The sequence below is a fragment of the Exiguobacterium sp. 9-2 genome (assembly GCF_036287235.1).
Classification (GTDB): domain Bacteria; phylum Bacillota; class Bacilli; order Exiguobacteriales; family Exiguobacteriaceae; genus Exiguobacterium_A.
This window is the reverse complement of sequence record NZ_CP142850.1, coordinates 495,010-516,079: the sequence shown is the minus strand read 5'-3', so window position 1 is coordinate 516,079 and position 21,070 is coordinate 495,010. Positions and strand designations below refer to the sequence as shown.

The following is a 21,070-nucleotide window of genomic DNA, read 5'->3' as shown; positions in this document are numbered from 1 at the left end:
TAATCACTTGATTACGTATTTTCCAAAACGATATAGCGCGTCAGCGCGCATACAAAAAGAGCCGAAGCGGATTCCCGCCTCGGCTCTATCTGTTTATTTAGAAATCAATCCTTCTTTAATCAAGAAATCACGCGCGACTTTTTCAGGACGCTGCTTCTCAACATCTGCTTTGTAGTTCAGTTCTTGCATCGTTTCATCCGTGATTTTATCCTTCAATGTGTTGAGGACTTTTTTCAGCTCTGGATGTTCTTTAAGGGTTTCTTGACGAACAAGTGGTACCGCATAGTAGGGTGGGAAGAACTCTTTATCATCTTTGAGTACAGTCAAATCAAACTTCTTTAAAAGACCGTCTGTTGAAAAACTATCGATGACATTCGTTCGACCGTTCGTCAATGCTGTATAGCGAAGTCCTCCATCAACTGGTTGTACATCTTTGAACTTCATATCCGGATACTTCTTCTTTAGACCAAGATAACCATCCTCACGGTTCGCGAATTCAATCGTTGAACCGAGAATCAAGCGATCACTGACTTTTGACATGTCCGACACTGTCTTCAAGTCGTACTTCTTAATGTCTTCTTTTGTCATGGCAAGAGCATACGTATTGTTGAAGCCGATCGGATCTAGGACATCGACCTGACTTTTTTCGGGAATCATCTTCCCGACTTTTGCATAGACCGTTTTCGGATCCGTCTCGACTTCCTGCTTGAGCACGTCGATCAACAATGTCCCTGTGTACTCGACATACGCGTCAATCTCCCCTTTTTCAAGCGCCCCGTAAGCGACCTTCGTCCCCCCGAGATTTAATTGACGTTCGACTTGTAGATCCGTTTTATCTTCGATTAAATCCGCTAACATATTTCCAAGAATCAACTGTTCCGTAAAGTTCTTCGATCCGATGACGATCTTATCTTCCTTGAGGAAAGAATAAGCGACTGTACCACCAACCAATAGGAAGACGATGCTTGCGATTGCGATCTTGCGTCCCGCTGACATCGCTTTACGGCGCTTCCGTGCCTTGTTTTTAATTCGACCATCTGCGAGCGGAATACCGTTCGGCGCCACCGAATATTCAATCCGGCTGACGACGAAGTCGATGATAAGCGCTAAGATACCAGCTGGAATCGCTCCGGCGAGAATCTGGTTATTATCAACCGTTTGAATACCTGAAAAGACAAGGTAACCAAGACCACCGGCACCGATGAATGCTGAAATCGTCATTAAACCGACCGCTGTGACGGCTGAAATCCGAATCCCTGCCATCATGATCGGTAAGGCAAGCGGAATCTGGACCTTACTGAGGATTTGACGATCCGTCAAACCAATTCCTTTTGCTGCTTCAAGCGTATCTCCCGGAATACTCGATAGACCTGTGTACGTATTTTTGACGATCGGCAAGAGTGAATAGAGCACGACCATGATGATCGCTGGTGTCGATCCGATACCGATGAACGGAATTAAGAAACCGAGTAAAGCAAGACTCGGGACGGCTTGCACGACGCTCGTCAGCGCGAGGACCGGTTTTGCGAACTTTTGATAGCGCGTGATTAAAATCCCGATCGGAATCCCAAGGACGACGGCGATGACGACGGCAAAGACCGTCAGCTGTAAGTGCTCCAGTAATAAGTCACCGATTTGATCGGTATTATTTTTTACATAATCAAAGAAACCGTTCATTGAACTTCCTCCTCATGAATGAATTGCTCACTCAAGACGGAAAGTAAGCTACTACGCGTGATTAATCCTCTTAGTTTTCCTGTTGCATCTGTTACCGGCAGATAACCTGTCTCTTCCTGATTCATGACTTCAAGGACATCAAGTAACGAATCGTGTTCATTGACGGCAATGATTTCGCCCTCCATTACTTCTTCAATTCGTTGGCTCTTATCCGGGATCGTCTGGATGTTCTTTAACTTAATCAGCCCTTGTAAAACGCGGTCACGATCAGTGATCAATAGACTGTCGACTTTTCGCCCACGCATGATTTCAATTCCCTGTAGCAATGTACGTTTACCACTGATTGAAACTGGATCCTCAATCATGATATCTTCTGCCTTGATGAATTCTGGACTACTCCAAATTTTATTTTTTCCGATGAACGATTCGACATATTCATCTTTTGGATGACGCAGGATTTCTTCTGGAGTATCGAACTGAACGATCTCCCCGTCACGCATGATACATATCCGATCCGCTAACTTGATCGCTTCATCCATATCATGAGTGACGAAAACAATCGTCTTTTTCACTTCCTCTTGTAAGTTGAAAAGCTCTTCCTGCAAATCATTACGAGTAACGGGATCGAGAGCACTGAACGGCTCATCCATTAGGATGACATCAGGATCATTCATCAGAGCACGCGCAAAACCGACACGTTGCTGCTGTCCGCCACTGAGTTCACTCGGATAACGATCAATAAATTGTCTCGGATCAAGCCCGACCATCGTTAATAGTTGTTCTGTCCGCTGATCCATTTGATCGTGATCTTTCCCCTCAAGTCCAGCAATCAATTGAATGTTTTCCCGGACCGTCATATGAGGGAACAGACCAGTTTGTTGAATGACATATCCCATATGTCGTCTTAATTCAATCGTATCCGTCTTCATGATATCCTTCCCATTGACCAAAATCGTGCCTGAAGAAGGTTCGATCAATCGATTGATCATTTTAAGTGATGTCGTTTTCCCACAACCACTTGGTCCGATGAAAACAACGAGTTCACCCTTTTGAATCTCGAGCGATAAGCCTTTTAAGACGACATTTTCCTTAAACTGCTTGCCGACGTTTTTGAATTCGATCATTCCTTCTCACTCCTTTTTACTATTTCCATATATTATGGTTTCCCAAAAAGATTATGGTTTAAACAAATTTCCATTAAATCAGTTTTATTTCTTTGAAAAAGGGGAAATTCTTAGTTCTTTTTTAAAAATAAAGGGAATACCTAAATAAAGAGTACTGATAAAGCATGTTTTGATGAAGGAGGCCCTTAACGATGAACATCAAGAAACCCACCATCATGATGATCGGATTGCTTCTCCTAACCCCACTTTCAATTCCCTCACAGGTCGATGCAGCGAGTTCTACGTTTGTCACAAAAGGAACGACGACCAAAAAAGTCGTCGCATTGACATTTGATGACGGTTCAGACGGAACGAACATTGCCAAAATATTAAGTGTCTTAAAAAGTAATCAAGTGAAAGCTACTTTCTTTTTAACAGGCAGTGGTGCAAACAACCATCCTCAATCGATTAAAAACATCACAACCGCCTCTCCAACACATCAAATCGGCAATCACTCGTATTCACATCCGGATTTCACGACTTTATCAGCAAGCCAAATGACAAGTGAATTATCCCGGACGGAGTCGCTCATCCGATCCTTGACCGGAAAAACGACGAAACCAATTTTTCGGGCGCCGTTCGGCGCGAGTAACAGCAAGGTATTGAGTGTCGTCGGAGCGGCTGGTTATACGAAAACGATTCAATGGAATATCGATTCGACGGATTGGAAAGGGATCTCTTCAACAGCCATCTTGGATCGTGTGTTACCAAAAGTCGTTCCTGGATCAATCATCCTCATGCACACTGGGGCTGGTGCGAAAGGAACACCAACCGCCCTGCCGACGATGATTTCGAAATTAAAAGCAAAAGGCTATTCGTTCGTCACGATTTCAGAACTGTTGCGTTCTACGGTCCCAACCGGTACGACGTATACGGTCAAAGCGGGCGATACACTCTATTCGATTGCCCGTAAATACAATGTCTCGGTCTCTGCCCTCGCGAGTGCGAACAACATCACGAATTGGAGTCTACTCAATGTCGGTCAAGTCTTAAAAATCCCGACAACGACGTATACGGTTAAAGCGGGTGATACACTTTACTCGATTGCGACACGTTACGGCGTCACCGTCACAGCATTAATGCAGGCGAACGGCATCACAAATCCGAATCTCTTACTCGTTGGACAAGTCTTGAAAATCCCAAAATGAATATACTGATCACAGCAAAAAAACGATTCCTCTCTAGTCGCGAGAAGAATCGTCACATGTATGAAAAACCGGCGAGATTGCGCCGGTTTTTTTGTCGTCAATCGCTTGACCCCTCACCTCTTATGACTCTGAACGGACCCCATTGATTCCAAGATCACACTGAACTAAGTCCGCATATGTTTGTCGACGGACGACTTCGCGGGATTCCCCGTCCCGAACGAAGACGAGTGCCGGACGTAAGAATTGATTGTAGTTGCTTGCCATCGAGAAGTTATACGCTCCCGTTCCAAATACAGCGAGGGTATCGCCACTCTTTGGCGTAACTAACTGCGCTTTTTCAGCGACGAGATCACCTGATTCACAAGCTGCTCCAACGACGGTCACTTCGGTCGTTTCGCCACTCATCCGGTTAGCGATGACGGTTTCATAAACCGCTCCGTAAAGTGCGGGACGAATGTTATCCGTCATTCCACCGTCCACCGAAAGATATGTCCGGACGCGTTCGATCTCTTTGATTGCCCCAACTGTATAAAGTGTCGTCCCTGCATTCGCAACGACCCAGCGTCCTGGTTCGATACCGATTCGCGGACGTTCGATGCCGAGTCGTGCCGTTTCCGTCTCAATGACATCCATGACGCGTGCGATCGTCGCTTCAAAATCAAGTGGCTGGTCGTCCTGCGTATAGGCAATTCCGAACCCACCTCCAACGTTGACTTCGCTGACTGTGAAATCATGTTGTACACGAATTATTTCGACGAAGCCCATCATCGTCCGAGCCGTCTGTTCGAACAGCGACGGATCTTGGATTTGCGAACCGACATGACAATGGATGCCAAGTAACGATAGATGTTCTGATGCTAAAATCGCTTCGATTGCGTCCAAGTAATCTGACGCATGTGTCGAGAAACCGAATTTCGTATCGACACCACCTGTCTGAATTTTCGCATGCGCTCCCCCGATGACTTGTGGCACGATCCGAATCAAGACATGAACCGTTCGACCAGCTTGTGCCGCAATCGCTTCCAGTTGTGCAATCTCTGCAAAGTGATCGATGACGATTCGTCCGACACCTTCTTCGACAGCATACTGAAGATCAGCCGTTGATTTATTCGAACCATGGAAATAAATTCGCTCTGCTGGAACGCCCGATTGACGGGCGATGAAGAGTTCCCCGCCCGTGACGACGTCAATTCCAAGACCATGACGCACGACTTGTTCATACACCGCACTGACAGTCAATGCTTTAGAAGCGAAGGAAGCATACGTATTCGGATACTTATCAAGGAAGTGTTCCCGGACGGTCGCCAGTCGATCCGTCAGCTCCCGTTCTGCCATCACGTACAATGGTGTTCCGTACTGTGCTGCAAGATCGGTCGCTGCGACACCATCGATGTGCAACGTGTTGTTTTCTTCTGTCAGGTATTGACTTCCATACATAATAAGTTCCTCCTTATAGATACTGATGCGTCAAACGCCACGATCGGGCACACATCTGCTCTGAATTGTTCGCTGCTCCTGTCCGGGTGATATCGTCAATTTCAACGCCATCCCCGTATAGCACGACCTCGTCTCCGACCTCAACCGTTCCATCGACAGCGACGAACGTATGACTCATGAATAATTTATTGATGACCGGATAAGGTTTTTCTTTAATATGAACAGGCAGAGCGGCACGCCCACGGACGACACCGTCTCCATAGCCGACTGGTAAGATGGCAATCCGCATCGGTTCTGTACTCGTAAAGTTCGTGCCATATCCCACGTGCTCACCCGGTCTGATTTCGCGAATTTCAACGACCTCCGTCGTCATCCGTAGCGATGGCACGAGCCAGTCCATCTTTTCGATCGGTGAATAGCCGAATAAGAAGATTCCAGGGCGGACATAATTACAAAATGCGAGACGCGGATCGTGTTTGACGATCGTTGCACTGTTTTCCGAGTGCATATACGTAAACGTATGGCGATTTCGTAGTACATCGGCAATGGCGACGAAACGTTCGACTTGTCCATCGTGATCCGCATCCGGTTCATCGGCAAGTGGAAAGTGTGTATATAAACCCGTTAAAGCGAGCGAATCTGCTTGCGCAAGCGCAAGAACAGCTTCCGCCTCTTGAAGCGAATTGACACCAAAACGATTCATCCCGACGTTGATCTTCAAATGTAACTCGATTCCTTGCAGCTGTTTACTGTTTAGGGCGAGCCATTCTAGCGATGAGACACCGAGTGCAATTCCGAAACGTCGTGCTGTTTCAAAATCCTCCGTCGGATTCATCACCAGTACATAACTGTCTGGAAAATTCGTTTTGATTTCAATGGCTTCATACAACTCGGCGACAGCAAAATGATGCACATCAGACGCCATCAGCGTCTCGACCATCTCGAGCATCCCTAAGTTATACGCATTGTTCTTGACCACGGCAAAAATATGTTTACGTGACCGAGCGAAGACCGATGCGACGTTCTGTCGCACCGCCTTCCGATCGATCGTAACGAGTGTACGCGTCTTCATTCCGCAACAGCTGGAGTCACATACGTCAACCAATCCGCGTATTGCGGCAATTGACCTGTGACGGCTTGACGGTAAAGATCGAGCAATTCATCTGCGACGTTCCGTGTTCCGCCGTTGATGGAGATATGATCGATTTCGCCGACACTCGTGATTTCAGCAGCTGTTCCTGTTAAGAAAATCTCATCTGCGACATATAATTCATCGCGTCCGATGTGACGTTCGACGACAGGATAGCCTTGATCTTGTGCCAAACGGATAATGACTTGGCGTGTGATACCATCGAGTACTGAACAATCAAGTGATGGTGTATGAATCGTTCCGTTTTTAAGAAGGAAGAGGTTCGCGACACTCGCTTCACTGACATTTCCGTTCATGTCGAGTGCGATCGCTTCATCAAATCCATCACGGATGGCTTCACCTTTTAAGAGTTGTGAGTTCATATAGTTGGCAGCCGCTTTCGCTTGCATCGGCATCATCGTTGATGAGACGCGGCGATATGACGCGACTTTAGCACGGATGCCAGCGCCTTTATCGAAGTATTCCCCAAGTTCCCAGCAAGAGATGCCGACATGAACTGTCGTATCTTTCGCCATCAATGCTTGCCATGGCGTACCGAGGAACACGAATGGACGGATATAACAAGATTCGAATCCGTTTTTCGCAACTAGATCAATCGTCGCCTGGACGAGTTCATCAACCGTATACGGAATTGTGACGTGGTAATAGGCGCAACTACGGAAAAGACGTTCAATATGTTCCTTCAATTGGAAAATCGCCGGTCCGTCCGGTGTCGCGTAGGCACGAATTCCTTCAAAGAATCCACTACCATAGTGAATCGCATGTGACATGACGCTCGTGTTCGCATCTTTCGGATCATGAAAGACTCCATCTAACCAAATTGCTTCTCCATACTGTGTATCCACTGCCATGTGTTTTCCTCCTCTTCGACGTCAATCAGAGTGAACGTAAATCATCCACCAATTGCGTCTTCTCTTCTGTTTTCGCATCTTTCTGTTTGATGACACGTGCAGGTGTTCCGGCAACGACGCTTCCAGCAGGTACGTCTTCTGTGACGACACTACCGGCAGCGACGACGGCATCTTTACCGACTTTGACGCCTTCGAGAATGACTGCATTCGCACCAATCAAGACACCGTCTTCAATGATGACAGGTGTTTTTGAAGGTGGTTCGAGGACACCCGCGACCACGGCACCTGCGCCGACATGAACGTTTTTCCCGATCGTCCCACGTGCACCGACGACAGCGTTCATATCAATCATTGTACCATCTCCGATCGATGCGCCGATATTAATGATGGCACCCATCATAACGACCGCGTTGTCACCAATGACGACATGATCACGAATCCATGAACCTGGTTCGATTCGCGCATTCAAATGACGTGTATCAAGCATAGGTACCGCACTGTTGCGACGGTCATACTCCACATGAACATCCGTGATGCGATCTGAATACTTTTCTAAGAAAGTAGCCGCAAGTCCTGCATCTGCGAAGAAAATTTTTGATTCATCTGATCCGAACGCTGTAGCACCTTCGATCGTCAAGCCCGCCAAATCGCCGTTAACATAAAGTTTTACCGGTGTTTGTTTTTTTGCATCTTTAATGAATTTAGCAATTTCGTAAGCATCAGTGAGTAACATGTGAATCCTCCTGTGTGTAGAGCGTCTCTAACGTATAGAGTCCCGCTGTTTTTTGAATGAGTGCTTCAGCTGCTTTGATCGCACCAGAAGCAAATACTTTTTTCGATAGCGCTGTATGTTTGATTTCAATCAACTCGTCGACACCTGCGAATAAGACTTCGTGTTCTCCGAAGATCGTTCCACCGCGCATCGCATGCATCCCGATCTCGTTCGTCTCCCGCTTTTGCCGCGTCTGCGACCGGTCATACACAGGTGTGACGTCACGTGCCGTCTGAATCGTTTGCAGTAACAACTCGGCCGTCCCACTTGGAGCATCGACTTTTTGATTATGATGTTTCTCAAGCAATTCGATGTCATACGCCCCTGCCAGTGGCACCAGTGTCTTCAGTAGTTGCTGCACCATTGCGATACCATACGACATGTTATACGACTGGAAGATCGGAATTTCTTTTGCAGCGTCCTTGATGGACGCAAGCTCCGCTTCAGAAAAACCAGTCGTCGCGATAACGAGTGGCGTCTTTGTCGCCAGCCCGTATGCGAGTAGATCCGGTAGCAAACTCGGATGCGAGAAGTCGATGATCGCATCGACTGTTTCTGACATCTCCGTCAGCTCGGCATATGAAGCGATTGTATCGGATGACTTCGTCCGGTCAACGATCGCAACGACACTTTGCGCTGCTAGTTCGACGACGTATTGTCCTGTCGCCCCATAACCGTGTAACGCGAGTCTCATCGAACCACTCCTTTGTAAGCACGCATTGTTTCAAGTAAATGGGCATGACCCGATTCCGATTGACGGACGAGTGGTAAGCGCGGTGCACCGACAGCAAAGCCAAGTTCTTCAAGCGATGCTTTAACTGGAATCGGATTGACGTCACTGAACAAAGCACCGATGACTGGTAACAAGTCTGCCTGAATCCGGCGGGCCGTGGCGAGATCTTGCGCGAGTAACGCTTCAGCAAGTGCTTGTGTCTCTGCTGGATACGGATTTGAAAGAACCGAGATGACGCCCTGTGCACCCCATGCCATGTACGGTAGGATTTGATCATCATTTCCACAGAAGACCGCGAAGTCTTCCGGAATCGCCGCCATCAGTTCACCCATGAAGCTGACGTCTCCACTCGCTTCTTTAAAAGCTTGAATCCGAGGATGACGTGCCAATGTCACCGCTGTTTCGACGGCAATCGCAACACCAGTCCGTGACGGGACATTGTACAGCATGATTGGTAATTGTGTAGCATCAGCAACTGCCGTGAAGTGTGCGATGAGACCAGCTTGTGATGTTTTATTGTAATAAGGCGTCACAAGCATCGCTGCGTCCGCACCGAGGCGTTCTGCGAGTAATGTTTTCTCGATCGTTACTGCCGTGTTGTTCGAACCCGTTCCTGCAATGATGGGTACTCGTCCTGCCGTGACCTGAACGGCAGTCGTCAGTAGTTGTTCGAATTCCGTATTCGTCAATGTCGAGCCTTCTCCTGTCGTCCCTCCGACGACAAGTGCCTGAATCCCTGCTGCGAGTTGTTGCTCGATCAAGCGTTCGAATACATGTAAATCCAACTCGCCTGCTTCATTAAATGGTGTGACGAGTGCTGTACCTGCTCCTTTGAACATGAAGAACTCCTCCTTTTTTATGAATGAATCGACTCTTCGATCGCTTGGCGTGCAACTTGTACGGCGTTCGACGCAGCACCTTTTCGGATGTTGTCAGCTACACACCAAAGATGGAACGTGTTCGCGAGACTATCATCTTGTCGAATCCGACCGACGTAGACGTCGTCCGTCCCACTCGCATCGAGTGGCATCGGATAGCGTGTATTCGCGACATCATCGACGAGGACGACGCCGGGTGCGTTTTTAAGTGCTTCACGAATCGTTGCAACCGTCGTCGGTTGTGTAAACGTGACATTGATTGCAACCGAGTGAGAGTTCGTGACCGGAACCCGGACACACGTCGCACTGACAGGCAATGCTGGAAGATTGAAGATTTTTCTTGTTTCATCAATCATCTTCTGCTCCTCTTTCGTATAGCCGTTCTCAAGGAACACATCGATATGCGGCAAGATGTTATCGTGAATCGGATGCGGATAATTGACAGGTTCTTCTCCGCGCGCCCCACGCGCCAAGTCCTCGATCCCTTTTTGACCAGAACCCGATACTGCCTGATACGTCGTGTAATTGATCCGTTCGAATCCCAGTGACTGGAGCGGTGCTAAGGCGACGACGGATTGAATCGTCGAACAGTTCGGATTCGCAATTAAGCGATCCGTCGCTTGAATCGATTGTGGATTAACTTCTGGCACAACAAGCGGAATCGTCTCCTGCATCCGGAAGGCACTTGAGTTATCGACGACGAGTGTTCCATTTTCAGCTAGTAAAGGGGCATATTGTTCACTGATCGTTCCGCCCGCTGCGAACAGCGCGACATCGATACCGTCTTCCGTGATGTTCGGTGTCAACGCTTGAATCGTGATGTCTTCTCCTTTGAACTGTACCGTGTTCCCTGCTGAACGAGCAGAAGCATAGGCGGATAAGCGGCTGACCGGGAAATCCAGTTCTGCGAGTACTTGTAACATTTTTTGACCGACGGCGCCGGTTGCTCCAATGACGGCTACATGATACATGCTGTTTTCCTCCTTATAACTCGAACGCGTTTGCAATCGCTGCAACCGTCCGTTCGATATCTGCTTGTGCAATCGTATACGAGATACTGATTTCTGATGTCGTAACTTGATAGAACGGGATGTTCTCCGCTCGGAAGATCGCGAACAACTTTGAGGCAACACCTGTCGCATCTCGCATTCCGATTCCGACGACAGACAACTTCGCGTGCTGATCGTGGCGGTCGACCTTGACTGTCGTGAAGCGATCCATGATATCTTTCAATGCTTCGTCGAGGAACTCTTCCTCGTCGAGTGGACAAGAGAACGATAAGAAGATGTCACTGTCGAACGTCGTTTGACTGATCATGTCGATATTGACGTGACGGTTCGATAAGAGTTCGAAGATATCGGCTACTGCTGCATTCGTTTGCGGTACGTGTTTGATTGATACCGTCAAGACGTTCTTCGTCACACTGACACTCGTCACCGCTTTTTGTTCCATTGTTTCCGTCGCTTCCATGATCCATGTTCCCCTTTTCGATTCAAGTGTTTTCCCGACGAAGATGTGTACGCCGTATTTTTTTCCTAGTTCGACACTTCGCATTTCCATGACCTTCGACCCGAGGGCGCTCATTTCCATCATCTCATCATACGAGATATGTGGAATCGGTTGAGCAGTGGCATGGATTCGTGGATCAGCCGTATACACACCGTCGACATCAGTGTAGATTTCACACCGTTTATCAAGGACTGCCGCAAGAGCAACAGCCGTCGTATCCGATCCGCCTCGTCCGAGTGTCGTCACGTCACCAAGTTCGTTGACACCTTGGAATCCGGCGACGATGACAACATCGTACGTTTCGAGTTTTTGTCGTAATAGATCTCCATCGATCTGTTTGATTTTACTTTTCGTATGCACGCCCATCGTGCTGATCCCTGCTTGCGCGCCCGTTTGCGATAACGCTTTGACGCCAAGTGAGTTGAGAGCGATGCTGAGTAATGAAATCGTCTGTTCTTCTCCGATGGCAAGCAACCGATCGAGTTCTCGCCGCTCAGGGCGATCCGTGATGGCTTGCGCCTGAGCGATCAAAGAATCTGTCATCTTGCCCATCGCCGAAACGACGACGACGAGTTTTTCACCTTCGGCTGCGCGACTCTTCAAATAATTCGCAATAGACTGAATCTGTTCGACAGTCGCAACCGAGCTTCCACCAAATTTAAGTACAGTTGTCACAATCCTATCTCCTTTGTCCCGATACAGAAAAAAACGACGGGCCGGTAGGAGCGTTCCTACGGCCCGTCGTTATCACGATCGGACAAACGAAGACAAAGTCATTCGTTCTTTTACGTAAGATAGCGCTCCGAAACATCGGTTTCGGCAGTACAACGGATCTTAACCGTTGTACCAGCAAATAAGAAGAAGCATCTTCTCGTTCACTTCGGCGGACTTCCCCTTTCACATCATTCAGCATGCTTGCCTTCAAGAATGATGCTACTCATGTCATCCGCGCCTCTATCTGTCGGTTGTTAGTTACAGTTATAGCAGACATCTTTTGTTAAATCCAGTCATTTGACTGATTTTTTTCAAAATTCGTCAATTCGCAAGATGCTGTTTCGCGAGTTCGAGTTGCTCCGAAACGGCAGCAAACCCTGTACCGCCGTAGCTTGTCCGGCGTGCCACTGCTTGAACCGGATCGAGGAGCGGATAGACGTCTTCTGTGATATCAGGATGGAACGTTTGATACGTCTCGAGATTCAAGTCCTTCAGGAAACAACCGTTCTGCACACAGTAAAGGACGGCTTTCCCTACGATTTCATGCGCTTCCCGGAATGGTATGCCTTTCGTTACAAGGTAGTCGGCGAGTTCCGTTGCATTCGAGAAGTCTTGCATTGTCGCCTTCTTGAGCGCTTCGGTCTTAAACGTCGCGGATTCAATCATTCCGGTGAAGATTTGAACGGACTTGAGAACGGTATCTGCTGTATCGAAGACCCCTTCCTTATCCTCTTGCATGTCTTTGTTGTAAGCGAGTGGTAATGCCTTCATCGTCGTCAAGAAGCCCATCAGGTTGCCGTAGACGCGACCTGTTTTTCCACGAATCAATTCAGCAAAATCAGGGTTTTTCTTTTGTGGCATCATGCTTGAGCCTGTCGAGAAGGCGTCAGACAACTCGATGAAGCCGAATTCTTGCGACGCCCAGATGATGATTTCTTCACAAAAACGTGAGAGATGCATCATGACGGTCGAGGCGATTCCGAGATATTCAATGACAAAGTCGCGGTCGGAGACAGCATCGAGACTGTTCGGATAGACCGACTCAAAACCGAGCAACTCGGCAGAACGGAAACGGTCGATCGGGAACGTGGTCCCCGCGAGCGCGCCTGCCCCGAGTGGTGATTTCCGAATTCGTTTTTGATTGTCCGTCAACCGTTCGACATCACGTTCGAACATCCAGAAATAAGCGAGCAAGTGATGCGCAAGCGAGATTGGTTGTGCCCGTTGCAAATGCGTATACCCCGGCATAACCGTCTCGATATGTTGCTCAGCTTGTTCCGTAATGACCGATTGGAGCTCGCGTAATGCCGTCGTCAACGCTTCGACATGCTGCTCCATCCATAGATGTAAATCGGTTGCGACTTGATCGTTTCGGCTCCGTGCCGTATGCAGTTTCCCTGCAACTGGACCGATCTGTTCCGTCAACAAACGCTCAAGATTCATATGAATGTCTTCGTCCGCTAATGTGTAGGAATGGTCCTTTAACGTCGCTTCGAGTTGCTTTAATCCTTGCTGGATTTGTGTCCACTCATCTTGAGCGAGAATCCCTTGTTCAAATAACATCTGTGCATGTGCGAGACTGCCTTTCAAATCAACGCTTGCTAATTTTTGATCGAACGTGATTGATGCTCCGAAGGCTTCCGCTTGAGCGGAAGCACTTTCCGTAAAACGTCCACCCCAGAGTTTGGTCATTTCGTTACACCCGCCTGACGATGTACACTCGCATGCGTTGAAACGGCAAGACCGTGTAATTTGATGAAGCCTTTTGCTGCTTCATGATCGAATGCATCTTCTTTCGTGTACGTCGCAAGTTTCTCATCATAAAGCGAGACAGCCGACTGACGACCTGTAACAGTTGCATTTCCTTTGAACAGTTTAACGCGAACTTCTCCTGTAACGTCCTGTTGTGTTGCCGTCAAGAAAGCTTTCAAGCCTTTCGTCAATGGCGCATGGAAGAGACCGTTGTAGATTGTTTCTGCGTATTGTTTGCTGAGTAATGGTTTGAAATGCGCGACGTCCTTCGTCAATGTAATCGTCTCGAGTGTAGCGTGCGCTTTGAGTAAAACAGTTGCGCCTGGGCACTCATAGACTTCCCGCGATTTGATACCGACGAGACGGTTCTCGACGTGGTCGATCCGTCCGACCCCATGTGCTCCAGCGATGATGTTCAGTTCCGTAATCAGTTTCGCTAATGGATACTTCGTCCCGTTGATAGAAACTGGAACACCTGCTTCAAAGCCGATAATGACTTCTTCTGCCTGATCCGGAGCGTCTTCTGGTGCTACCGTCAACGCATATGCGTCTTGTGGTGGTTCTGTCCATGGATTTTCTAGGACGCCACATTCATTACTCCGTCCCCAAAGGTTCATGTCGATCGAGTATGGGCTGTCGAGGTTGATCGGGATTGGCACATTGTTTTCTTTCGCGTAGGCGATCTCTTCTTCCCGTGACCATTTCCATTCCCGAACCGGTGCGATGACTTCGAGTGACGGATCAAGTGCCGCGACCGAAACTTCGAACCGGACCTGGTCGTTCCCTTTTCCGGTACATCCGTGTGCGACCGCCGTCGCACCATGCTGATGTGCGACTTCGACGAGCTTTTCTGCGATCAATGGACGCGAAAGCGCTGAGATCAACGGATAGGCATTTTCGTAATGGGCGCCATATTGAAGTGCTGGCAAGACAAAGTCTTGTGCGAATTCTTCTTTGACATCGAGAACGATTGATTCGATCGCACCGACGAGGAGTGCTTTTTCCTTGATGACGGATAAATCTTTTCCTTCTCCGACATCCATGCATAAGGCAATGACATCATAGTCCTTGCTCAACCATTTGATGGCTACTGATGTATCGAGTCCCCCAGAGTACGCTAAGATTAATTTTTGTTTTGACATGTATAATTCCCTCCTGGTTTTTAATTCATTTGTCTGTATAAAAATTCATTATGAATTATATATATACATAGAAAACAAAAAAAAGAAACCCTTTTTGCAGGATTTCTTTCAAAATAACTTACATTTTCTTCTCCATCGTCCGGTGTGGAATGCCCGCATCGTCGAATTCATCGGAGACGATCGTATAACCAAGACCTTGATAAAACGGGATGGCTTGGACTTGTGCACCGAGTGTCAGCAGTTGTTTTCCTTCACGCCGCGCGACACGTTCCATCGCCTGCATCAACTCACCACCGTATCCTTTTCCTCGGGCTGTCGACAGCGTCGCCACACGCTCCACCTTCATCCGTTGGTCGTCATATGGTCGTGTGCGACCCGTTGCAACCGGTCGACTCTGTTCATCGAGGACAAGCAGATGAATCGCTGTTTCATCATGTGTATCGTATTCAAGATGACGTGGTACGCCTTGTTCCTCGACGAAGACACGCTCCCGGATCATCCGAACGGCTTGATGTTGTTCTGCTGTACGTACTTGAATGACTGTCATAACTGATATTCCTCCCGTAATCGATCGACATATGCCATCGCATCATCCCGATTCGTAAATTGTGCTTGTGCCTGAACCGCACTTCCTCCACCTCGTCCATTGAATGCTTGGACATGCGCTTTAGCGAACTTCCCGAGATGGGGTTCCCCTGGACTACTCATCAGTAACTTGTTTGTCGTCCCATTCCAGACGACGCCGACGCGTCCCGCTTCTTGGATCGCTTTAGCGAGTTGCTCGGATGCTTTGATTTCTTCATTCAGATGTTCAAACATCAGAATACCTTCTTGTTGTTCTAAAGCTTGAGCGAGCGTGAATGTTGCAAGTTGTTCCTGGGCGTGTTCGACCTGTTTCGTTAAGCGTTTCTGTTCTTCTTGTAACGCTTGAACGGCTTCTAGCATTTGAACCGGCTTGACTGACAAAGCTTGCGCCGCTTCCCTCAAGGCGTGACGTTCTGACTGAACAAGTTGGTATGCCCGTTCCTTTGCGACATAGGATAGACGAATGTTCCCACGAATCCGTTCGACCCCAGTAAAGAGAATCAACTCGAGCTGTGCCGTCGAATTGAGATGCGTCCCACCACAGGCACTATAATCAAGTGTGCCGATTTGAACGACACGAATTCGTCCTTCGACTTGTGGTGTTTTTCGTAATGGTAGACGTAGGGCTTCCTCCTCGTCATATTCAGTCGCCGTGATCGGTAATCCTTGTTCAATCACATGTCGTAATCGTCGATCCAGCTGTTCTTGTTGAATAGTTGTCCATTCAGGTGTCTCGATATCAAGCGTCGAAACCTCACTTCCCGTCCGAAAACTAAGCGTTTTGATGTTCGACTCATCGTGTAAGATCGCAGAGATGACGTGTTGTGCCGTATGTTGCGCCGCATGATCAATTCGGACTGCATCATCTATGATCCCGGTGACGTCTCCTGTGAGCGGATTCGCCAGTTGATGCCAGACGACACCGTCTTCGATTTGAACGTCAAGGACAGGTTGGTTGTTCAATGTTCCACGATCCGCTGGCTGTCCACCGCTCTCCGGATAAAAGTAACTTTTCTCTAAAGCAACCCAATAGCCGTCTACTTGTTTTGTCGCACGAAGGGATGTCTGAAAGGTTCGGACATCGGATTCTATTTGTTCGGGGCGCATGCCTCGACCACCTTTCTCTGTCAGTTTCACTCTGTATTATGCCATATTTCATCCAGAACCGTTTGTCGGCTTGCCTTTTTCCTAGTACACTAGACGAAAGACTACCGATCGCGAAGGGACGAAATGCCGTGATTCAGCACATCAATAAAAATTCACCACTCCCCATTTACTATCAAATTGAAGCTGCCTTAAAACAACAAATCGAAAGCGGCGTCCTTCAACCTGGAGACTTGATTCCGTCCGAGCGCGAATTCGCCGAGGCCCACCAAATTAGCCGAATGACGGTTCGTCAAGCCATTTCAAACTTGGTCAACGCTGGTTACTTGATTCGTCAAAAAGGACGAGGAACATTCGTCGCGAATAAAAAAATCGTCATGCAACTTTCCGGTTTGACGAGTTTCTCGGAAGAGATGGAACATCTTGGACTAGAACCGACGAGTGCGCTCCTCTCCTATCAAATCATCGACGCGTCGATGACGATCGCAAATAAGCTCCGGATTCGCGAAGGCGCATCCGTATATGAATTGAAGCGTTTACGTATTGCTGATGAGCAAGCTCTTGCTCTTGAGACTGTCTACATCCCAGAGCAACTCTTGCCTGGACTCGATCAAGACGTCGCGACCGCATCACTCTATGCATTTGCTGAAGCGAGTGGATTAAACCTCGGACGTGCGAGTCAAACGTTTGAATCACGTCTCGCGACAAAGGAAGAAGCGAGTCACCTTGGCTTGTCGACCGCTTCGCCTGTCTTATCCGTCGAGCAACTGACGTATCTCGCGACGGAACAACCGTTTGAATACGTCATCTCTGCTTACCGAGGAGACCGATATACCTTCACTGTCGAAATGGAACGCCAACGCTGAAAAACCCCTCGAATCGCCATGCTGTGACGGTGATTCGAGGGGTTTTCGTGTATAGATTACTGCGCAGGGATCGTTTCTGTCTCTGGTGCTTGTTCTGTCGTATCTTGTACAGCATCCGTTTCATCTGCGATCGGCTTGACTTCTTGACCTTGCATCGCTTTCGCTAAGTTGCTCTTCACTTGTTCCAGTTGATTCGGATCGAGGTGGTATTCCCATTTCCCGCTAATGCCGATATAGCCTTCTCCAGCGAGCTGATACTCCGTTGTGTCACGGAGTGCTGCAGTGAAATCTGCTAAGCGTGTGTAATCATTCGGTCCTAAGTTTGTTTCAACATTATCACCCACGGCATCCAAAATATCACGGTATGCACTGAGCGAACGGAAACTTGCCGCTTCTTTTGCGACCGCTTGAATGACTTGCATCTGTTTTTGTCCGCGACCGATATCACCGAGCGGATCATCATGACGGTTCCGGACATAGGCCAGTGCCTGTTCCCCCGTCAAATGTTGCTTTCCTTTATCAACGGTGATGGTACCCGCTTTACGTTTTGAATCTTGTTCTTTAAACGCATACCGTACATCGATATCTACACCATCTAATGCATCAATCAATTGAACGAATCCTTGGAAATTAACTTTGATGACGTGATCGATTTGAATCCCGAGTAGGTTTTCTGTCGTTTCACGTGCTAATTTAATGCCGTTGTAGGAATTCGATTTATCCATCGAACCGAAGTAAAGGGCATGTGTGATCTTATCTTGCTCAACACCTGTCTTGCCGTAAGGGATATCATACTTCGAATAATCGATGTTCACGAGTGAATCACGTGGGATACTCGTCAACACTAATTGCTCCGTCTTTTTGTTCAAAATTCCGACGATCATGACGTCTGAACGAGCTGGTTCATGACGTTCCTTACTTTTTTTCGTTTCATCCGTTCCGAGAATCAAGAATGATTCAGACGGAACATCATCATATTTAGAGCTCACTTTTGAGCCGGGAATCTTAATCTGCGTCTTTGCCAATGTTTCTTGCGTTTTGATAAAAACAGCTCCAGCATAACCAGAACCGATGATTGTGACGAGCAGGACGAGTGCAGCGACGACTTTCATGAACATCTTGCCAGCACTTGGCTGTCTCTTTCGTGCGGATCGCGTTTCCATCATGTAAACCCTCATTTTCATGTAAATTTTCCGTAAAGTTCGCTAATCTCCATTATCCGGACATTTAATGAAATGTCAATTTACGTTTCGATTAAAGAAACCGCACAGAATAGTTGCATCTAAAATAATTCCGGTATCGTAGCACTTTGCCTGATTAGCATGAATGCTACCAGCATGTCGTCTTTCGTTATTTCCTTACCTATCTCACGTTAAAATATAAAATCGCATGAGACCGGGCTTTATTCCATTCTTTCATGAACCACAAAAAAGGTACAAAGCCAATTGATGGGGTGGCTCTGTACCTTGTAATTCATTCGTGTTTCTCCATCATGCTTTCATGAAATTCAAATAAGCAGCCCGCCCTGTACGTTTAGCGTCATCTGACAATAAAGAGGCGGCCTCTTCGTCGAGGATCACCATAACATCGGCATGGCGTTTGAGCACGGTCGCCGGACAATCCGTCGTCGCGACCCCTTCCATCATATCGCGGACGGCTTCTGCCTTTCGTTCGCTTGAAGCGACGAGAAGGATTTTTTTTGCTTCCATGATCGTACCGATTCCCATCGTGATCGCTTTCGTCGGCACTTCCTCCAATCGATCAAAGAAACGTTGATTCGCTTCTCGCGTCGATTCCGTCAATTCCGTCACGTGTGTCTTCGCATCGAACGGCGTACCTGGTTCATTGAAAGCGATGTGTCCATTCGCTCCGATTCCGAGCAATTGGATATCGATTCCTCGCTTGCGCACGAGCGCCTCGTATCGTTCACTTTCTTTAACCGGATCTTCCGTATTCCCGATTGGTACGAAAGACTCCTTGAAACGTACATCATTAAACAAGTGTTCTTGCATGAACGTATGGTAGCTTTGTGGATGTTCTGGGCTGAGACCGACATATTCATCTAGATTGACCGTCGTCACATGTCTGCAGTCAAGCGAGTCCTTCCGCCATTCTTCATACACACCAACTGGTGAACTGCCCGTCGCAAGCCCTACTGTTAATCCTTCCGGATGACGCTCAATTTCCTGTTTCAAAAATTGATACGCCACATGCGCTAATTCTTCTCCTTTTTCTACAATCATCCATTTCATGAGGTAGACTCCTTTCCGTTCGTGATCCGGTATCGCGTACCACGATGAATCGTTTCTTGAATGTGTAATCCCTCGTCGAGCAACACAATATCCGCATCCTTACCGACCGAGAGACTTCCCTTTTGTGTCAACTGAAGCTCTTTTGCCGCATTGACCGATGTCATACGAACCGCTTCTTCGAGCGTACAACCTGTATAGGCGATGATGTTTCGTAAAGCGGCGTCCATCGTCAAAATACTTCCGGCTAAACTACCATTCTCAAGGCGTGCCGCACCGTCTCGAACGAATACAGCTTGTCCCCCTAACTCGTATTCACCTTCTGCGAGTCCTTTGGCGCGCATCGCATCCGTGATGACGATCAATCGATCTGCACCCTTCATCCGGTAGGCGAAGTCCACCATTTCCGGTGCACTATGAATCCCGTCCGGAATGATCTCGGCATAGACTTCCGGCGTCAGGAGACAGTACCCGACTGTTCCCGGTTCCCGGTGATGCAGCGCACGCATTTGATTGTAGAGATGAGTACCATGGGTGACATGACCAGCTTGGTTTTGGGTATACGTCGCATCCGTATGGCCGGCAGACGGAATCGCACCCGTTAATCGCACTGCCTCCTCGAATGCACGCGCTCCCGGGCGTTCTGGGGCATAGGTCACGAGTTTGATCGTATTGCCAGACGCTTCCTGCCATTTCAGGAACTGTTCGACATCGGGTTCAACGATATATTCGCGCGGTTGCGCACCAGCATAATCCGGGTTGATAAACGGTCCTTCGAGATGAACACCGACGATCGTCGTGTCCTCTTCCTCAACGACTGTTCGCACCGTCTCGAGCGCTCGTGTGATGTCTGCCCAATCTTGGGTGATCGTCGTCGCTAAAAAGGACGTCACGCCTTCTTGTAACATCTGTCGGCTGAAATGATGCAACCTTTCGGCATCTCCATCCATGACATCGACATCATATCCCCCATGAATGTGCACATCGATCATTCCAGGAATGAGTGATTGATGGTGCGCATCAATCGTCTCTTCTCCTGCGATTTCCTCAAATTCCGACATTGTTCCAATCGCCTCGATGGTTCGGTCAAAGCGAATGAACCCGTCTTCAATCGTCTGCTCTCCCGTGTAAATCCGGGCATTGATGATCACTGTCATCTGGCATCACCCTTTCTCTATCCGTTCCATGACTTGCTTTCGTATTTAGTATAACGTGATTATTTCTAGTTGTATAGACCTTTATACATTTGAACTGAAATTGCAAAAGGGCGATCCCGTTTGTCATTAGACAAAGGGTCGCCCTTTGTATACCCGTCTACTGCCATCTTCATGCGTCAGTCG

The 21,070-nt window shown here is 48.0% G+C and carries 19 protein-coding genes and 1 riboswitch; of the genes, 2 read left to right on the top strand and 17 right to left on the bottom strand.

Features of this window, described 5'->3' with window-relative positions; all coding sequences use genetic code 11:
- Positions 1-93: 93 nt before the first annotated feature.
- Positions 94-1,677 carry an ABC transporter permease/substrate-binding protein gene (locus VJ374_RS02680; protein ID WP_056063467.1) on the bottom strand — a complete coding sequence of 528 codons (1,584 nt, stop codon included), beginning with the start codon at positions 1,675-1,677 and terminating at the stop codon, positions 94-96.
- Positions 1,674-2,801 carry an ABC transporter ATP-binding protein gene (locus VJ374_RS02675; RefSeq protein WP_313586387.1) on the bottom strand — a complete coding sequence of 376 codons (1,128 nt, stop codon included), beginning with the start codon at positions 2,799-2,801 and terminating at the stop codon, positions 1,674-1,676. The genes VJ374_RS02680 and VJ374_RS02675 overlap by 4 nt, the downstream gene beginning before the upstream one ends.
- 191 nt (positions 2,802-2,992) lie before the next feature.
- Between VJ374_RS02675 and VJ374_RS02670 the strand changes: the two genes are divergently transcribed.
- A complete protein-coding gene (locus VJ374_RS02670; RefSeq protein WP_056063464.1) occupies positions 2,993-3,988 on the top strand; it encodes a LysM peptidoglycan-binding domain-containing protein in 996 nt (331 codons plus the stop codon).
- Positions 3,989-4,108: 120 nt separating this feature from the next.
- Here the strand turns inward: VJ374_RS02670 and lysA are convergent, their stop codons facing one another.
- From lysA to VJ374_RS02610, 12 genes are all read right to left on the bottom strand, one after another.
- Complete coding sequence (lysA, locus tag VJ374_RS02665) at positions 4,109-5,425, bottom strand: diaminopimelate decarboxylase (protein ID WP_329470066.1); 1,317 nt, start codon at positions 5,423-5,425, stop codon at positions 4,109-4,111.
- A gap of 13 nt (positions 5,426-5,438) precedes the next feature.
- Positions 5,439-6,497, bottom strand: coding sequence for an alanine racemase (gene alr / locus VJ374_RS02660; protein WP_329470064.1), 1,059 nt, complete (start codon positions 6,495-6,497; stop codon positions 5,439-5,441).
- Complete coding sequence (locus VJ374_RS02655; RefSeq protein ID WP_023467124.1) at positions 6,494-7,426, bottom strand: branched-chain amino acid transaminase; 933 nt, start codon at positions 7,424-7,426, stop codon at positions 6,494-6,496. The genes alr and VJ374_RS02655 overlap by 4 nt, the downstream gene beginning before the upstream one ends.
- 25 nt (positions 7,427-7,451) lie before the next feature.
- The gene (gene dapD, locus VJ374_RS02650; protein WP_029340774.1) at positions 7,452-8,159 is read right to left on the bottom strand and encodes a 2,3,4,5-tetrahydropyridine-2,6-dicarboxylate N-acetyltransferase; all 708 of its coding nucleotides are present in this window, start codon (positions 8,157-8,159) and stop codon (positions 7,452-7,454) included.
- A complete protein-coding gene (gene dapB, locus VJ374_RS02645) occupies positions 8,146-8,892 on the bottom strand; it encodes a 4-hydroxy-tetrahydrodipicolinate reductase (protein ID WP_329470061.1) in 747 nt (248 codons plus the stop codon). The genes dapD and dapB overlap by 14 nt, the downstream gene beginning before the upstream one ends.
- Positions 8,889-9,770, bottom strand: coding sequence for a 4-hydroxy-tetrahydrodipicolinate synthase (gene dapA / locus VJ374_RS02640; protein WP_329470060.1), 882 nt, complete (start codon positions 9,768-9,770; stop codon positions 8,889-8,891). Before dapA ends, dapB begins: the two co-directional genes overlap by 4 nt.
- A 17-nt stretch (positions 9,771-9,787) precedes the next feature.
- Entirely contained in the window at positions 9,788-10,780 is a 993-nt protein-coding gene (locus tag VJ374_RS02635; RefSeq protein WP_329470059.1) for an aspartate-semialdehyde dehydrogenase, read from the bottom strand.
- A 13-nt stretch (positions 10,781-10,793) separates the two neighbouring features.
- Complete coding sequence (locus VJ374_RS02630; protein WP_056063449.1) at positions 10,794-11,993, bottom strand: aspartate kinase; 1,200 nt, start codon at positions 11,991-11,993, stop codon at positions 10,794-10,796.
- Between the two features lie 112 nt (positions 11,994-12,105).
- A riboswitch (Lysine riboswitch) is annotated at positions 12,106-12,283 on the bottom strand.
- 70 nt (positions 12,284-12,353) lie between these two features.
- Positions 12,354-13,724 (bottom strand): argininosuccinate lyase, encoded by a 1,371-nt coding sequence (argH, locus tag VJ374_RS02625; RefSeq protein WP_290788068.1) that lies wholly within the window; start codon positions 13,722-13,724, stop codon positions 12,354-12,356.
- Positions 13,721-14,926 (bottom strand): argininosuccinate synthase, encoded by a 1,206-nt coding sequence (locus VJ374_RS02620; protein WP_329470056.1) that lies wholly within the window; start codon positions 14,924-14,926, stop codon positions 13,721-13,723. The genes argH and VJ374_RS02620 overlap by 4 nt, the downstream gene beginning before the upstream one ends.
- A gap of 118 nt (positions 14,927-15,044) precedes the next feature.
- Positions 15,045-15,473, bottom strand: a complete 429-nt coding sequence (locus VJ374_RS02615) for a GNAT family N-acetyltransferase (protein ID WP_029340768.1) — start codon at positions 15,471-15,473, stop codon at positions 15,045-15,047.
- The gene (locus tag VJ374_RS02610; RefSeq protein ID WP_329470055.1) at positions 15,470-16,618 is read right to left on the bottom strand and encodes an alanyl-tRNA editing protein; all 1,149 of its coding nucleotides are present in this window, start codon (positions 16,616-16,618) and stop codon (positions 15,470-15,472) included. Before VJ374_RS02610 ends, VJ374_RS02615 begins: the two co-directional genes overlap by 4 nt.
- Positions 16,619-16,746: 128 nt before the next feature.
- Here VJ374_RS02610 and phnF point away from each other — a divergent pair, with 128 nt between their 5' ends.
- The gene (phnF, locus tag VJ374_RS02605; RefSeq protein WP_081780439.1) at positions 16,747-17,481 is read left to right on the top strand and encodes a phosphonate metabolism transcriptional regulator PhnF; all 735 of its coding nucleotides are present in this window, start codon (positions 16,747-16,749) and stop codon (positions 17,479-17,481) included.
- Between the two features lie 56 nt (positions 17,482-17,537).
- Here the strand turns inward: phnF and VJ374_RS02600 are convergent, their stop codons facing one another.
- The 3 genes from VJ374_RS02600 to nagA all read right to left on the bottom strand — a co-directional run bounded on the left by VJ374_RS02600 (position 17,538) and on the right by nagA (position 20,887).
- The gene (locus tag VJ374_RS02600; RefSeq protein WP_308102347.1) at positions 17,538-18,647 is read right to left on the bottom strand and encodes an LCP family protein; all 1,110 of its coding nucleotides are present in this window, start codon (positions 18,645-18,647) and stop codon (positions 17,538-17,540) included.
- 324 nt (positions 18,648-18,971) lie between these two features.
- The gene (gene nagB / locus VJ374_RS02595) at positions 18,972-19,733 is read right to left on the bottom strand and encodes a glucosamine-6-phosphate deaminase (RefSeq protein ID WP_056063434.1); all 762 of its coding nucleotides are present in this window, start codon (positions 19,731-19,733) and stop codon (positions 18,972-18,974) included.
- Entirely contained in the window at positions 19,730-20,887 is a 1,158-nt protein-coding gene (gene nagA, locus VJ374_RS02590) for an N-acetylglucosamine-6-phosphate deacetylase (protein ID WP_290754194.1), read from the bottom strand. Before nagA ends, nagB begins: the two co-directional genes overlap by 4 nt.
- Positions 20,888-21,070: the final 183 nt, after the last annotated feature.

Excerpts from the sequence above, each read along its gene's own strand:
- VJ374_RS02680 (WP_056063467.1), bottom strand. The coding sequence starts at position 1,677 with ATGAACGGTTTCTTTGATTATGTAAAAAATAATACCGATCAAATCGGT.
- VJ374_RS02675 (WP_313586387.1), bottom strand. The coding sequence starts at position 2,801 with ATGATCGAATTCAAAAACGTCGGCAAGCAGTTTAAGGAAAATGTCGTC.
- VJ374_RS02670 (WP_056063464.1), top strand. The coding sequence starts at position 2,993 with ATGAACATCAAGAAACCCACCATCATGATGATCGGATTGCTTCTCCTA.
- lysA (WP_329470066.1), bottom strand. The coding sequence starts at position 5,425 with ATGTATGGAAGTCAATACCTGACAGAAGAAAACAACACGTTGCACATC.
- alr (WP_329470064.1), bottom strand. The coding sequence starts at position 6,497 with ATGAAGACGCGTACACTCGTTACGATCGATCGGAAGGCGGTGCGACAG.
- VJ374_RS02655 (WP_023467124.1), bottom strand. The coding sequence starts at position 7,426 with ATGGCAGTGGATACACAGTATGGAGAAGCAATTTGGTTAGATGGAGTC.
- dapD (WP_029340774.1), bottom strand. The coding sequence starts at position 8,159 with ATGTTACTCACTGATGCTTACGAAATTGCTAAATTCATTAAAGATGCA.
- dapB (WP_329470061.1), bottom strand. The coding sequence starts at position 8,892 with ATGAGACTCGCGTTACACGGTTATGGGGCGACAGGACAATACGTCGTC.
- dapA (WP_329470060.1), bottom strand. The coding sequence starts at position 9,770 with ATGTTCAAAGGAGCAGGTACAGCACTCGTCACACCATTTAATGAAGCA.
- VJ374_RS02635 (WP_329470059.1), bottom strand. The coding sequence starts at position 10,780 with ATGTATCATGTAGCCGTCATTGGAGCAACCGGCGCCGTCGGTCAAAAA.
- argH (WP_290788068.1), bottom strand. The coding sequence starts at position 13,724 with ATGACCAAACTCTGGGGTGGACGTTTTACGGAAAGTGCTTCCGCTCAA.
- VJ374_RS02620 (WP_329470056.1), bottom strand. The coding sequence starts at position 14,926 with ATGTCAAAACAAAAATTAATCTTAGCGTACTCTGGGGGACTCGATACA.
- VJ374_RS02615 (WP_029340768.1), bottom strand. The coding sequence starts at position 15,473 with ATGACAGTCATTCAAGTACGTACAGCAGAACAACATCAAGCCGTTCGG.
- VJ374_RS02610 (WP_329470055.1), bottom strand. The coding sequence starts at position 16,618 with ATGCGCCCCGAACAAATAGAATCCGATGTCCGAACCTTTCAGACATCC.
- VJ374_RS02600 (WP_308102347.1), bottom strand. The coding sequence starts at position 18,647 with ATGATGGAAACGCGATCCGCACGAAAGAGACAGCCAAGTGCTGGCAAG.
- nagB (WP_056063434.1), bottom strand. The coding sequence starts at position 19,733 with ATGAAATGGATGATTGTAGAAAAAGGAGAAGAATTAGCGCATGTGGCG.
- nagA (WP_290754194.1), bottom strand. The coding sequence starts at position 20,887 with ATGACAGTGATCATCAATGCCCGGATTTACACGGGAGAGCAGACGATT.